This window comes from Streptomyces tendae (assembly GCF_008632955.1).
Lineage (GTDB): Bacteria > Actinomycetota > Actinomycetes > Streptomycetales > Streptomycetaceae > Streptomyces.
In genome coordinates this window covers 3,022,671-3,036,274 of record NZ_CP043959.1, presented here as the reverse complement: position 1 = coordinate 3,036,274, position 13,604 = coordinate 3,022,671, and the positions used below count along the sequence as shown (strand labels likewise).

The 13,604-nt window shown below is 71.5% G+C and carries 11 protein-coding genes; 4 read left to right on the top strand and 7 right to left on the bottom strand.

Annotated elements, in window-relative coordinates; translation table 11 throughout:
• Position 1 precedes the first annotated feature (1 nt).
• Entirely contained in the window at positions 2–793 is a 792-nt protein-coding gene (locus tag F3L20_RS14080; protein ID WP_150157328.1) for an aldo/keto reductase, read from the top strand.
• A 66-nt stretch (positions 794–859) separates the two neighbouring features.
• Here F3L20_RS14080 and F3L20_RS14075 read toward each other — a convergent pair whose 3' ends face one another.
• The 3 genes from F3L20_RS14075 to F3L20_RS14065 form a co-directional block, all read right to left on the bottom strand.
• Positions 860–1,564, bottom strand: a complete 705-nt coding sequence (locus tag F3L20_RS14075) for an SDR family oxidoreductase (RefSeq protein ID WP_150154687.1) — start codon at positions 1,562–1,564, stop codon at positions 860–862.
• Positions 1,565–1,751: 187 nt separating this feature from the next.
• Positions 1,752–2,669 (bottom strand): class I SAM-dependent methyltransferase, encoded by a 918-nt coding sequence (locus F3L20_RS14070; protein ID WP_150154686.1) that lies wholly within the window; start codon positions 2,667–2,669, stop codon positions 1,752–1,754.
• A 150-nt stretch (positions 2,670–2,819) separates the two neighbouring features.
• A complete protein-coding gene (locus F3L20_RS14065; protein ID WP_150154685.1) occupies positions 2,820–4,541 on the bottom strand; it encodes a glycoside hydrolase family 6 protein in 1,722 nt (573 codons plus the stop codon).
• A gap of 492 nt (positions 4,542–5,033) precedes the next feature.
• Between F3L20_RS14065 and F3L20_RS14060 the strand changes: the two genes are divergently transcribed.
• Positions 5,034–7,949 carry a glycoside hydrolase family 48 protein gene (locus tag F3L20_RS14060; RefSeq protein ID WP_150154684.1) on the top strand — a complete coding sequence of 972 codons (2,916 nt, stop codon included), beginning with the start codon at positions 5,034–5,036 and terminating at the stop codon, positions 7,947–7,949.
• A 123-nt stretch (positions 7,950–8,072) separates the two neighbouring features.
• Here the strand turns inward: F3L20_RS14060 and F3L20_RS14055 are convergent, their stop codons facing one another.
• Together F3L20_RS14055 and F3L20_RS14050 are read right to left on the bottom strand one after the other, a co-directional pair.
• On the bottom strand, positions 8,073–8,816 hold the full coding sequence (locus F3L20_RS14055; RefSeq protein ID WP_150154683.1) for a class I SAM-dependent methyltransferase: 744 nt from the start codon (positions 8,814–8,816) through the stop codon (positions 8,073–8,075).
• Positions 8,817–8,821: 5 nt separating this feature from the next.
• Positions 8,822–9,127, bottom strand: coding sequence for a 4a-hydroxytetrahydrobiopterin dehydratase (locus F3L20_RS14050; RefSeq protein WP_145826347.1), 306 nt, complete (start codon positions 9,125–9,127; stop codon positions 8,822–8,824).
• A 125-nt stretch (positions 9,128–9,252) separates the two neighbouring features.
• Here F3L20_RS14050 and F3L20_RS14045 point away from each other — a divergent pair, with 125 nt between their 5' ends.
• Positions 9,253–10,065, top strand: a complete 813-nt coding sequence (locus F3L20_RS14045; RefSeq protein WP_150154682.1) for a helix-turn-helix domain-containing protein — start codon at positions 9,253–9,255, stop codon at positions 10,063–10,065.
• Here the strand turns inward: F3L20_RS14045 and F3L20_RS14040 are convergent.
• Positions 10,047–10,472, bottom strand: a complete 426-nt coding sequence (locus F3L20_RS14040) for a hypothetical protein (RefSeq protein ID WP_150154681.1) — start codon at positions 10,470–10,472, stop codon at positions 10,047–10,049. The two genes, F3L20_RS14045 and F3L20_RS14040, sit on opposite strands and share 19 nt — an antisense overlap.
• 195 nt (positions 10,473–10,667) lie before the next feature.
• Between F3L20_RS14040 and F3L20_RS14035 the strand changes: the two genes are divergently transcribed.
• Entirely contained in the window at positions 10,668–11,531 is an 864-nt protein-coding gene (locus F3L20_RS14035) for a helix-turn-helix domain-containing protein (protein ID WP_150157327.1), read from the top strand.
• 168 nt (positions 11,532–11,699) lie between these two features.
• Here the strand turns inward: F3L20_RS14035 and dnaK are convergent, their stop codons facing one another.
• Entirely contained in the window at positions 11,700–13,583 is a 1,884-nt protein-coding gene (gene dnaK, locus F3L20_RS14030; protein ID WP_150154680.1) for a molecular chaperone DnaK, read from the bottom strand.
• Positions 13,584–13,604: the final 21 nt, after the last annotated feature.

Below are 13,604 nucleotides of genomic sequence, written 5' to 3'. Positions count from 1 at the left end.
GATGCCCCAGCTGGGTTTCGGCGTCTGGCAGGTACCGGACGCGGAGGCCGAGACGGCCGTGGCGGCGGCACTGGAGGCCGGCTACCGCAGCATCGACACGGCGGCGATCTACGGCAACGAGGAGGGCACCGGAAAGGCCATCGCACGGTCGGGCGTCCCCCGTGAGGACATCTTCGTCACCACCAAGCTGTGGAACAGCGACCACGGGTACGACTCCACCCTGAAGGCCTTCGACACCTCGCTGGCCAAGCTGGGCCTCGACTACGTCGACCTGTACCTCATCCACTGGCCGACCCCGGCCCGCGACCTGTACGTCGACACGTACAAGGCGTTCGAGAAGTTGCTGTCCGACGGGCGGACGCGCGCGATCGGCGTGTCCAACTTCCTGCCGGAGCACCTGGAGCGCCTGATCGCGCAGACGTCGGTCGTCCCGGCGGTCAACCAGGTCGAGCTGCACCCGCACCTGCAGCAGGCCGCCACGCGTGAGTACCACGCGGAGCAGGGCATCGCCACGGAGGCGTACTCCCCGCTCGGTTCCGGCAAGGGCATCCTGGAGATCCCGGCGATCGTGGCGATCGCCCAGAAGCACGGCCGCACCCCCGCCCAGGTGGTGCTGCGCTGGCACCTCCAGCTGGGCAACGTCGTCATCCCGAAGTCGGTGACGCCGTCCCGGATCAAGGAGAACATCGACGTCTTCGGGTTCACCCTGGACGCCGAGGACCTCGCCGCGATCAGCGCGCTCAACGAGGACCGGCGGGTGGGTCTGAACCCCGCGGAGTTCAACCAGGGCTGACGGCCCAGGTGCCGGTGGCCGGTTCCCGTGGTGACGGGCGGCCGGCCACCGGCGTGTCCGGGCCGGTCAGTTCGGCTGTCCCACCGGCCGGACGACGACGGTGTTGACGTCCACCCCCTCCGGCTGCCCGAGGGCCCACACCACCGAGTCGGCGATCTGGCCGGCGGTGAGCAGGTTGCCCGGCGGCAGACCGTCCCCGCCGTCCCAGAACGGGGTCTCCACCCGGCCCGGTGCGATCAGGGTGACCCCGATGCCCCACTCGGTGACCTGCCGCCTGGTGTTCTCGGCGAGCCCGGTCACCGCGTACTTCGTGGCTCCGTACAGGTTGCCCGGAGTGGGCACGAACCCGGCGACGCTGCCGATCAGCACGATCCGCCCGCCGCTCGCCCTGAGCGCGTCGACGGACGCCCGGATCAGCAGGGCGGGGCCCAGCACATTGGTCAGCACCATCTCGGTCCACCCGGCGGGATCGCCCTCGGCGACCGTGTCGTGGGTGGCGAACCCGGCGTTGGCGACGACGGTGTCCAGCCGGCCGAACCGCTCCAGCACGGCGTCGACCGCCGCCCGCACGTCGTCGTACACCGCCGCGTTCCCGGGGATGGTCAACAGCCGCTGCGGATCGCCCAGTTCCTTGGCGAACGTCCGCAGCCGCTCCTCCCCGCGCCCGGTGACGGCGACCCGTTCCCCCGCCTCCAGCAGCCGCCGTGTCACGGCGGCCCCGATCCCGCTCCCGCCACCCGTGACGAGCGTGACGCGCGTGTCGTCGGTCATGAGTCCCCCTTGTGTGTGAGTGCGGGAAGTCCACCACTTGAAGCGCTCTCCAAGTCAAGCGCCCTCTCCCTCGTACCGGCACGGCAGGCCGGTTCGGTCCTCGTCAGGACCGCCGTCCGAGCCCCGCACCCGCGCGGAACGCGTCGAGGGCGTACCGGTGTGCGGGCGCGTCCACGACGCGTTCCGGTCACACCGGGCGCACCGCCGCGTGGACGGTGTGCGCGGCCAGGACGAACACGTCCGGGCGGTGGTGGACACTCGCCGGATCGTCCGGGTCGGTCAGGCGGTCCAAGGTCGCGCGGTCGTCGGCGTCCAGGTACTCGCCGAGCATGTCGCGGGTGCGGGTGAGGGACGTGACCACGTAGGCGCGGGCACGCTCCGGCACCGGGGCCGGCAGGTCGAGGAGGAAGGTGCGCGAGCGGGTGTGGTGCAGGCCGGCCGCGGTGAGCAGCGCGGGCCAGTCCTCCACCTGGGCCACCGTGTCCGGCAGTTCCTCGCGCATCCGGGTGAACCGCTCCTCCTCCACGGCGTCGATCCGCGCCTGCAGCCCGGGGCGGCCGAAGCCGATGTCACGGGGCAGGAAACGGGCGGGCAGCCCGCCCTCCATCACGGCCAGGGTGCCGCCGGGCGCGAGGCGTTCGGCGCAGGCCGCGAGCGCCGCGCCCTGGTCGCCGAGGTGGTGCACGCTGCGGCTGGCCCACAGCAGGTCGGCCGGGTAGTCCAGCTCGGCCAGCACGCCGGGCATGTCACCGGTCAGCGTGTCGAAGCGGTCGGCGACCCCCAGGCGTTCGGCGCGGGCACGGGCCCGCTCCAGGAGCGGCTCGGAGCCGTCGACGGCCACGATCCGGGCGCCCGGGAAGGTCTCGGCGAAGAGGCCGGAGATCACTCCGGGACCACTGCCGGCGTCCACGACCAGCCCCGGTTCGGTGACCTCCTTCGCCAGCCAGGTCAGGGCCCGCTCGTACAGCGGGGTGAACAGTTCCGCCTGCGACTCCAGCAGCGGTGCCAGCTCGGCCCAGTCGAGGTGCTCGTGGTCGTGCCCGTGCTGCCCGTGTCCGTGCTGCCGGTGGTCGTCGTCGTGCCCGGGTGTGTGGTGGTGCGCCATGGTGGTCAGCCTCTCCGCTCGGATGCGGTCAGCGTGCGACGACGCACCGGGAAGGGGCAAACGGTGTTGCCACTCCCGCAAAACCGGGCGAGGGTCCGCCGGACCCGGGCCCGGCGAAGGGTCCGGGCCCGGCGGACCGGGGTCATGCCGTCACGACAGCGGCGGGTAGGCGTTCTTCATCAGCTCCTGGAACTGGGCGGAGAACCAGTGCCCGGAGATCGGGGCGTCGCCGAGCGCTCCCGACATGTTGTTGTCGTTGCGCGGGTTGCCGGTGTACGTGGGGTCGCACATCCGGTCGAATCCCTTGCCCTCGTCGTTGTCGATGACCTCGCTCGCGCCGTCCGACTCACCCGGGGGCTTCATCCACACGTAGGCGTCGATACCGGGCTCGGGGGACGCCTGGGGACGCTCACCCAGTCCGGCTCCCGCCTGGTTGCACCAGTTGCCCGGATTGAAGCGGCGGTCGTAGCGGCCACCGTCGACGTAGGTGTCCACACTGGTCGTCGCGCCGGGACCGGTGGGCCGGTTCGCCCCGCCCCAGCCGTTACGGGAGGTGTCGATCAGCATGCCGATCTTCGAGTCGAAGCCGAGCGAGACCAGTTCCTCGCGCAGCGCCTGGGCGTACGACAACTCGTCGACGTAGCGGTTCCAGCTGACCCACTTGGACTCACGCACCGACTTGCCGGCCACCGTGTCGCCGATGGAGAAGTGGTCCTCCTTCAGCGCGCTGTAGTTGGCCGTGTTGGCGATGAAGCCGTGCACGTCGGCGACGGTCGCGCCCTCGGCGGTCGCGGCCTGCTTGAACACCTGGGCGGAGGCACCGAAGTTGTCGTCCCAGCCCAGCCAGCCGTGGTGCCCGGCGTCCACGTAGTTGTAGACGTTGGGCACGTCGCCCAGCTTGTTCAGGGCGTAGCCGACGCCCTTCACGTAGTTGCCGTTGGACTTCATCACGTCACAGTTCGGCGTGGCGGTCGCCCGCGGCGACACGTTGGTGACCAGGTTGGGCAGGGAGTCGATCTCGACCGTGGTGACGATGCGCAGCGAGGCGTACTTGGAGTCGGAGAGGATCTCCGCGATCGGGTCGATGTACTCGCTCTTGTAGCGGTCGATCTCCGTGGGACCGAGCTCGCCGTTGGAGGCGAGGGCGGCGCAGTCGCGGCCCGGCAGGTTGTAGATGACGAGCTGGACGACGAGTTCGCCGGAGCCCTTCTGTTCCAGGGCCTCGTCGAGGTGGTCCCGCAGCCCCATCTTGCCGCCCGCCCCGTTGATGGCGGCGATGCGGTCCAGCCAGACGCCGGTGGGCTGGTCGGCGATGCGGCTGCCGCCCGGCTCGGCGGCCGCGTTCGCGGACCACTCGGGGTTCACGTAGACCTCGGCGCCGTCGTACGGGTTGTCGACGCGGTCACCCGGGTCGGTCGGGTCCGGCGGGTCGGTCGGGTCCGTCGGACCGCCGGAGTCGACGTTGCAGGTCACGCCGTCGAGGGTGAAGGTGGCGGGCACGGCGTTGCTGCCGCTGTAGCTGCCCTGGAAGCCGAAGGTGGCGGAGCCTCCGGTGGCGAGCGTGGCGTTGTACGACTCGTTGGCCGCCGTGACGTTCGCGCCGGACTGGGTGATCCTGGCGTTCCAGCCGCTGGTCACCCTCTGGTTCCCGGCGTACGTCCAGTTCACGGCCCACGACGACTTCGCGGCGCCGTGGTTGGTGACCGTCACGGACGCGGTGAAGCCGGTGGCCCACTGGTTCTGCACCGTGTAGTCGACGGTGCAGGGGACGGCGGCCGCGCCGGCGTCGCCCGGGACGGCGGCGATCGCCGAACCGGTGGCGCCGGCTACCAGCGCCATGGCGGCGAGGAGCGCGGTTCTGGTGCGACTCATTGTGCGGGTTTCCTATCCGTAGGGGGCTTTCCTTCGAGGGCGCGCGCGGACGATCGCGCGGCCTGGTGCCTTACGGGGTGGGGGATGCCGTCCCGGATCCGCACGGGCGGGTCCGTGATGCCGGCCGGACGTCTCCGGGCAGCACGACGGCACAGGGATCCCACGGGGATGAGCGCCCCGCGTCAGGTGCTCCACACGTGCACGGGGGTGGCTAAAAGTACTGAACGCGGGGGGTGGCGCATCGAGCGACTCCTTGCAGCTCGGACGCGTCGTGACGGACGCGTCGACTGATGGAACCGCTCCCACTGGTGCACATGAAGCTAGCGCCAAGTGACGATGAAGAACAGAGGGTGTGCGGACTTTGGCGGTTCCGCGTCTGTCGAATCTTTTCGATTTGCCCCAAGGCTTGACCGGTCATCACCCCGTCCCCACTATGGGAGCGCTCCCACTGGTTCAAGCCTTGACATGTCGAGTCGCAGGAAGGACCAGCACATGCATCCCCCACCCCGCAGACGCGGTGGCGTGCGGCGCCTCTTAGCCGTCGCCGTGACAGCGCTCGCCCTGCCGCTGACGATGCTCTCGACGGGCTCCACCCCCGCCCGCGCGGCGGCCGTCCAGTGCAGCGTGGACTACAAGACGAACGACTGGGGGTCGGGCTTCACCGCCGACCTGACGGTCACCAACCGCGGTACGGACGTCATCGACGGCTGGACCCTGACGTACTCCTACACGGGCAACCAGCGCCTGGTGAACGGCTGGAACGGCAGCTGGTCCCAGTCCGGTCCGACCGTGACCGTGCGGAACGCCGGCCACAACGGCCGGATCGCCGCCGGCGGCGCCGTGACGACCGGCGCCCAGTTCTCCTACAGCGGCTCCAACGCGGCGCCCGCCTCCTTCGCGGTCAACGGCACCACCTGCGCCGGCGCCCACCAGCCGCCCATCGCCGTGCTGACCAGCCCGGAGGCCGGCTCGGTGCACACGCAGGGCGAGACGGTGCCGCTCGCGGCCACCGCCGCCGCGGCCGACCGGGCCACGGTCACCAAGGTGGAGTTCTACGACGACACCGAACTGCTCGGCACGGACACCTCCGCCCCGTACACGCTGGCGGTCGGCGGACTCGCCGTCGGCGCCCACTCGCTGGTCGCGAAGGCGTACGACAGCCTGGGCGCCTCCGCCTCCTCCACCCCGGTCGGCATCACGGTGGCGTCGGGTCCTGCCGTGGTCGCGAGCCCGTCCCAACTGGGCGTGCGCCAGGGTGAGTCGAGCACCTTCGAGGTGAAGCTCTCCAAGCAGCCGAGCGCGGACGTGACCGTCACGACGGCCCGGGCGAGCGGCAACACGGGGCTGTCGGTGTCCTCCGGCGCGGCCCTCACCTTCACGCCGTCGAACTGGAACACCGCGCAGAAGGTGACCGTCGCCGCCGACGACTCCGGCACCGGCTCGGCCGTCTTCGAGTCCTCGGCGCCCGGTCACGCCAAGGCCGCGGTCACCGTGACGCAGCTGGGCGCGACCAAGTCGTACGAGGCGCGCTTCCTGGAGCTGTACGACAAGATCACCGACCCGGCGAACGGCTACTTCTCGCCGGAGGGCATCCCGTACCACTCGGTGGAGACGCTGATCGTCGAGGCGCCCGACCACGGTCACGAGACCACCTCGGAGGCGTACAGCTACCTGCTGTGGCTGCAAGCCATGTACGGCAGGATCACCGGGGACTGGACGCGGTTCAACAGCGCCTGGGAGACGATGGAGCGGTACGCCATCCCGACCGCCGCGGACCAGCCGACCACCTCCTTCTACGACCCCTCGAAGCCGGCGACGTACGCGCCCGAGCACGACACCCCGGCCGAGTACCCGTCGCAGCTCGACTCGAATGTCTCCGTCGGCCGTGACCCGATCGCGGCGGAGCTGAAGTCGGCGTACGGCACCGACAACGTGTACGGCATGCACTGGATCCAGGACGTGGACAACGTCTACGGCTACGGCAACTCGCCCGGCAAGTGCGAGGCCGGACCGTCCGACACCGGCCCGTCCTACATCAACACCTTCCAGCGCGGCCCGCAGGAGTCGGTGTGGGAGACCGTGACCCAGCCCACCTGCGACGCCTTCAAGTACGGCGGCACCAACGGCTACCTGGACCTGTTCACCAAGGACGCGTCCTACGCCAGGCAGTGGAAGTTCACCAACGCCCCCGACGCCGACGCGCGCGCGGTGCAGGCGGCGTACTGGGCCGACCTGTGGGCGAAGGAGCAGGGCAAGGGCGGTCAGATCGCCGGGACGGTCGCCAAGGCCGCCAAGATGGGCGACTACCTGCGCTACGCGATGTACGACAAGTACTTCAAGAAGATCGGCAACTGCACCAGCCCGTCCTGCCCGGCCGGCACCGGCAAGGACGCCTCGCACTACCTGCTCTCCTGGTACTACGCCTGGGGCGGCGCCACCGACACCTCGGCGGGCTGGTCCTGGCGCATCGGCTCCAGCCACGCGCACGGCGGCTACCAGAACCCGCTCGCCGCGTACGCGCTGGCCAACTACGCGCCGCTGAAGCCGAAGTCGGCGACAGGCGCGGAGGACTGGAACAAGTCGTTCCAGCGCCAGCTGGAGTTCTACCGCTGGCTGCAGTCCGCCGAGGGCGGCATCGCGGGCGGCGCGACCAACAGCTGGGCGGGCCGCTACACCACCCCGCCGTCCGGCACCCCGACCTTCTACGGCATGTACTACGACGAGAAGCCGGTGTACCACGACCCGCCGTCGAACCAGTGGTTCGGCTTCCAGGCGTGGTCGATGGAGCGGGTGGCGGAGGTGTACCAGCAGACCGGCAACGCGCTCGCCAAGTCGGTCCTCGACAAGTGGGTGGACTGGGCGCTGTCCGAGACCACGGTCAACCCGGACGGTTCCTTCCTCTTCCCGTCCACGCTGAAGTGGTCCGGCAAGCCCGACACCTGGAACGCGTCCTCGCCGGGTGCCAACAACGGGCTGCACGTCGAGGTCGTCGACTACACCAACGACGTCGGTGTGGCGGGGGCCTACGCCAAGATCCTGACCTACTACGCCGCCCGCTCCGGTGACACCGAGGCGGCGGACACGGCGAAGGCGCTGCTGGACGGCATGTGGGAGAACAACCAGGACGACCTCGGCATCGCCGTCCCGGAGACCCGCGCCGACTACGAGCGCTTCGACGACCCGGTGCACGTCCCCTCCGGCTGGACCGGCACCATGCCGAACGGCGACCGGATCGACTCGTCGTCGACGTTCCTGTCCATCCGGTCCTTCTACCAGGACGACCCGGCCTGGTCGAAGATCGAGAGCTATCTGAAGGGCGGCGCCGCGCCGGTCTTCACGTACCACCGGTTCTGGGCCCAGGCGGACATCGCCACGGCCATGGGCGCGTACGCGGAGCTTCTCGAATAGTCCCCGCCGACGCTCCGTGTACCGGCCCCGGCACCTGACGCCGGGGCCCACCGGGCCGGGCGGTCCCCTCGCACACGGGGGACCGTCCGGCCCTCGCACGCGCGAGGGCGGCGGTCCGTGACGCTACGGCGTCCTGCGGAACGCCTGAAGGGTGAAGACCGGGTCCGGGCGGGGGCGGGACTGGTCGGGGAGGGCTGCCAGGCGGGTGGCGAAGTCGTCCACGAGGGGGTGACCGGGCGGGAGGGTGACGAACCAGCCGCGTCGCAGGTCGTCCGCGGTGCGGCGGGGGCTGCGGCCCTGGCCGTGGCCCCGGAAGCGGGCCTCTCCCGCGGGGACCAGGCCCTGCCCGGCAGCGCGGGACGCGACGGTCCCGGGGGCGTCGGGCACGGGGCTCGGCGGGCGGTCGGCGAGCACGGCGTCGATGTCGCTGCCGACGTTGTGCGAGAGCCCTTTGTGCACGGTCGTGACGTAGACGCCCCCGGGCCGCAGCACCCGGGCGCACTCACGGATGACGGCGCGCACGTCACCGGGGTCGGTGAGCAGGTGCAGCAGCCACACGCTGACCACCGCGTCGAAGCACGCGTCGCGGAAGGGCAGCCGCCGGCTGTCGGCGCGGACCACGGCCCCGGGCAGCCGGCCCGCGGCCAGCCGGGTCATCGACGCGGAGAGGTCCGCGCCCGTGACCCGCAGTCCGGGACGGGCGCGCGGGAACAGCCGGGTGACGATGCCCGTGCCGCAGGCCACGTCCAACAGGCACCGCGCCTGCCGCGGAACCAGGCTCAGTACGGCCTCTGCGGCCGCCGCCGCGCGGGGTTCCCCGCCGCGCAGGACGTCGTAGCGCTCCGCTTCCTCGTCGTAGTCCAGCACGCGCCTCAGTGTGCCCCGTGGGCGGGCGCCAGGTCGTCCACCCTGCGGGCGAGCTCGAGGTCCTTCTCGGTGACGGCGCCGCCCGCGCTGTGGGTGTGCACGGACAGGGAGACGGTGTGGTAGCCGAGGGTGAGGTCGGAGTGGTGGTCCAGCTCGTCCTGCACCCGGGCCACATGGACCACCATGGCCGCCGCCGCCATGTGCGAACCGAGCCGGTAGGTGCGGGTGAGGCGGTCGCCGTCGAGCGTCCAGCCCGGCAGCTCGGCGAGCCGGGCCTCGATCTCCGTCCGGGACAGCGGTTCGACGGGCATGGTCGGTGCTCCTTCGCCGGGTCGGCTCTCGTGCCGCGTCCAGGCTGCCACAGAAGTCCCCCTCGTGCCCTGGCCGGAGAAGGGGCGGCTCCCCCGCACGGCCGCTCCTCGGCTACCGTCCTGGCATGACCACCGTCACGTCCGGCACCGCTTCCCGTACCGAGGGCGTGGGGCCGCTGCTGCGCGCCTGGCGGCAGCAGCGGCGGGTCAGCCAGCTGGAGCTGGCCCTGCGCGCCGACTCCTCCGCCCGCCACATCAGCTTCATCGAGACCGGCCCGTCCCGGCCCAGTGAGGAGATGGTGCTGCGGCTCGCCGAGCACCTGGAGGTGCCCGTGCGGGAGCGCAACGCGCTGCTGCTGCGGCCGGTTACGCGCCCGCTACCCGGAGACCCGCTGGACGACCCCGCGCTGGAGGTGGTGCGCGCCGGCATCGAGCGGCTGATCGGCGGCTTCGAACCGTATCCGGCGCTGGTGGTGGACGCGATGTACGACGTCGTGGCGGCCAACCGCGGGGTCCTGGCGCTGTTCGACGGCGTCCCCGAGGCGCTGCTGACGCCGCCGCTGAACGCGGTGCGGCTGACCCTGCACCCGCGAGGGCTTGCGCCGCGTATCCGGAACCTGCGGGAGTGGCGCGGCCATCTGCTGGAGCAGATGCGGCGCAACATCGCCCTGCGCCGCTCGGAGCGGCTGCGGGCGCTGTACGACGAGGTGGCGGCGTACCCCGTACCGGACACCGCGTGCCCGGAGGAACCGGCCGAGCCGGTGGCGTACTTCGCGCTGCCGATGGTGATCGAGCACCGGGGGCGGACGCTGTCGTTCGTGTCGTCCATCTCCACCTTCAACACCCCGATGGACGTGACCGTCGCCGAACTGGCCGTGGAGACGCTGCTCCCGGCGGACCCGGCGACGGCCGAGTACCTTCAGACCTGGCTGAGCTGACGCGCCCCCAGCGCCCTGTGCTGGAGCAGCGTGAGGCCCGCCACGGCGAGCGCCTGGAGCGCGATCCACAGCGCGCCGGCGGCCGTCGGCGTCAGCCACAGCGCGAGGGCGGCGAAACTCAGTACCGTCCAGGCGAGGTTGGCCTCGACGACGATCCGCACGCCGGGCACCGGCGGGTGCGGCCGGGCGGCCAGCAGGCCCACGCCGGCCGCGTAGGCGGCGAGGAACGCGCCGGCTCCGAGCAGCAGGCCGGACCCCAGACCGAGGAAGCGGCCGAGCGGTCCGGACAGGGCGAGGTAGGCGACGGCGTTGGCGCCGGTCACCACGGCGTCGAGGGCCAGGAGGCGGCGCAGCGTCCGCAGCGGTTCCACGGTGCGGGCGGGCGCGGCGAGCGGGGTCGTGGACACGGGGCATCATCCTCCGTCAGGAGTGGTCACCGGTTGTGGTGCGTCCACGATCCCGTGCGGGCCGGACCGGGTCGATTACGTGCGGGGTAATGCGGCGCGAGGCGGTGAAACCGGGCGGTCGTCCGCGGCGCGTGAGAGTCTCTGAGGGACATGACAGGATGAGCGCATGCCCGGGCGCGTTGGGGAGGCATGGCGTTGAGTGAGCGGCGGGCCGCACCCACCGTGGGCCAGGTGGTTCTGGGACGGCGGCTGTACGAGTTGCGGGAGGCCGCCGGGCTCTCCCGGGAGGAGGCCGCCCGGATCCTGCGGGTGGCGCCGGCGACCGTCCGCCGGATGGAGACCGCCGAGGTCGCGCTGAAGATCCCGTACGTGCAGATGCTGCTGGCGGCCTACGGGGTGCCCGACAGCGAGACCGACACGTTCGTCCTGCTCGCCGAGGACGCGAACCGTCCCGGCTGGTGGCAGCGGTACCACGACGTGCTGCCCGAGTGGTTCAGCCTGTACGTCAGCCTGGAGGGCGCCGCCCGGATCATCCGCTCCTACGAGCCGCACTTCGTGCCCGGTCTGCTGCAGACCGAGGACTACGCGCGGGCGGTCCTGGAGGCCGGGACCATCGGCACGGCGGGACCGGAGGCCGTCGAGCGGCACGTGGCGCTGCGCATGGAGCGCCAGCGGCTGCTGGAGCGCCCGGACCCGCCGCACCTGTGGGTGCTGATGGAGGAGACGGTGCTGCGCCGCCCGGTGAGCCCCGACAGCCGGGTGATGCGCGAGCAGCTGGACAAGCTGCTGGAGTACTCCGAGCGGGACCGGATCACGCTGCAGATCGCGGAGTTCGCGGACGGCCCGCACCCGGGCACGTACGCGCCGTTCTCGCTGTTCCGGTTCGCCGAGCCGGAGCTGCCGGACATGGTGTTCACCGAGTACCTGACCGGCGCCCTGTACCTGGACTCCCGCAAGGAGGTCTCGGTGCACCTGGAGGTGCTGGACCACATGACGGCCCGGGCGGCCACGACCCAGCGCACCGAGAAGCTGCTGCGGGAGTGCCGGGAGCACTGCTGAGCCCGGCGGGGCCGGCCTCGGGGGCCGGAGAGCGCGTGCGTCCTCCGCGCCCGCCGCACCGGGTCGTCGCGCGGACCTCCGGGGCCTAGCGCTGCCCCCGCCCCCTTCGCACGGCGTGCGCCCGGCCGGCCCGGCCGACGCCGGCTCGGGCGGGGCGCGGGTGCGGACTCAGGCGGCGCCGTCCTTGCGGCTCCCCTCACCGGTGTGCCTGTCGTCGTCGACGATCTCCGCGTCCACCACGCCGTCGTCCTCCTGCGGCGGTGTGCCCGGGCCGGCGGCCTCGCCCTCGGGGGCGGACGCCGTCTGCGCGTACATCGCCTGACCCATCCGCTGGCTGACCGAGGCGAGCTTCTCGACGCCGGTGCGCAGCTCGGCCGTGTCGGTGTTCTCCTGCCCCAGCAGGCCCTTGAGCGCGGTGACGGCCTCCTCCACCTCGGACCTGGTGTCCCCGGGGACCTTGTCGCCGTTCTCCCGGAGGAAGTTCTCGGTCTGGTAGACGAGTTGCTCGGCCTGGTTGCGGGTCTCGGCGGCCTCGCGGCGCCTGCGGTCCTCCTCCGCGTACTGCTCGGCCTCCCGCATCATGCGGTCGATGTCGTCCTTCGGCAGGGCCGAGCCGCCGGTGACGGTCATCTTCTGCTCGCGGCCGGTGGCCAGGTCCTTGGCGGAGACGTGCATGATGCCGTTGGCGTCGATGTCGAACCCCACCTCGATCTGCGGGACGCCGCGCGGAGCCGGGGGCAGGCCGGTCAGGTCGAAGACGCCGAGCTTCTTGTTGTACGCGGCGATCTCGCGTTCGCCCTGGTAGACCTGGATGCCGACCGAGGGCTGGTTGTCGACGGCGGTGGTGAAGATCTCCGAACGGCGGGTGGGGATCGTGGTGTTGCGCTCGATCAGTTTGGTCATGATGCCGCCCTTGGTCTCGATGCCCAGGGACAGCGGGGTGACGTCGAGCAGCAGGACGTCCTTGACGTCGCCGCGGATGACACCCGCCTGGAGGGCCGCGCCGAGGGCCACCACCTCGTCGGGGTTGACGCCCTTGTGGGGTTCCTTGCCGGTGAGTTCGCGGACCAGCTCGGTGACGGCGGGCATCCGGGTGGAGCCGCCGACGAGGATGACGTGGTCGACGTCGGACAGCCGCACCCCGGCGTCCTTGACGGCCTGGTGGAAGGGCTGCTTGCAGCGGTCCAGCAGGTCCGCGGTGAGCTCCTGGAACTGGGCCCGGGTGAGCTTCTCGTCGAGGTGCAGCGGGCCTTCGGCGGAGGCGGTGATGTAGGGCAGGTTGATCGTGGTCTCGGTGGACGAGGACAGCTCGATCTTGGCCTTCTCGGCGGCCTCCCGGAGTCGCTGCACCGCCATCTTGTCCTGGGCCAGGTCGACGCCGTACTGGCCCTTGAAGCGTTTGGCGAGCCACTCCACGACCCGCTGGTCCCAGTCGTCGCCGCCCAGGTGGGTGTCGCCGTTGGTGGCCTTGACCTCGATGACGCCCTCGCCCATGTCGAGCAGCGACACGTCGAAGGTGCCGCCGCCCAGGTCGAACACCAGGACGGTCTGATCGTTCTCCTTGTCCAGTCCGTACGCCAGGGCGGCGGCCGTGGGCTCGTTGACGATCCGCAGCACGTTGAGGCCGGCGATCTCGCCCGCCTCCTTGGTGGCCTGGCGCTGGGTGTCGTCGAAGTACGCCGGTACGGTGACGACCGCGTCGGTGACCTCCTCGCCGAGGTAGGACTCGGCGTCCCTGCGGAGCTTCTGCAGCACCCGGGAGGACAGTTCCTGCGCCCGGTAGCGGGTGCCGTCGACGTCACCCTGCTCGGGGAACCGCCACCCGACGTCGCCCATGTGCCGCTTGACGGAGCGTGCGGTGCGGTCGACGTTGGTCACCGACTGCCGCTTGGCGACCTCGCCGACCAGCACGTCGCCGTTCTTGGCGAAGGCCACGACCGAGGGCGTGGTGCGGGCGCCCTCCGCGTTGGCGATGACGGTGGGCTCACCGCCCTCGAGCACGGCGACCACCGAGTTCGTGGTTCCCAGGTCGATTCCGACGGCACGTCCCATCGCTGTCCCCTTCCGCCAGGG

Excerpts from the sequence above, each read along its gene's own strand:
- F3L20_RS14080 (WP_150157328.1), top strand. The coding sequence starts at position 2 with ATGCCCCAGCTGGGTTTCGGCGTCTGGCAGGTACCGGACGCGGAGGCC.
- F3L20_RS14075 (WP_150154687.1), bottom strand. The coding sequence starts at position 1,564 with ATGACCGACGACACGCGCGTCACGCTCGTCACGGGTGGCGGGAGCGGG.
- F3L20_RS14070 (WP_150154686.1), bottom strand. The coding sequence starts at position 2,669 with ATGGCGCACCACCACACACCCGGGCACGACGACGACCACCGGCAGCAC.
- F3L20_RS14065 (WP_150154685.1), bottom strand. The coding sequence starts at position 4,541 with ATGAGTCGCACCAGAACCGCGCTCCTCGCCGCCATGGCGCTGGTAGCC.
- F3L20_RS14060 (WP_150154684.1), top strand. The coding sequence starts at position 5,034 with ATGCATCCCCCACCCCGCAGACGCGGTGGCGTGCGGCGCCTCTTAGCC.
- F3L20_RS14050 (WP_145826347.1), bottom strand. The coding sequence starts at position 9,127 with ATGCCCGTCGAACCGCTGTCCCGGACGGAGATCGAGGCCCGGCTCGCC.
- F3L20_RS14045 (WP_150154682.1), top strand. The coding sequence starts at position 9,253 with ATGACCACCGTCACGTCCGGCACCGCTTCCCGTACCGAGGGCGTGGGG.
- dnaK (WP_150154680.1), bottom strand. The coding sequence starts at position 13,583 with ATGGGACGTGCCGTCGGAATCGACCTGGGAACCACGAACTCGGTGGTC.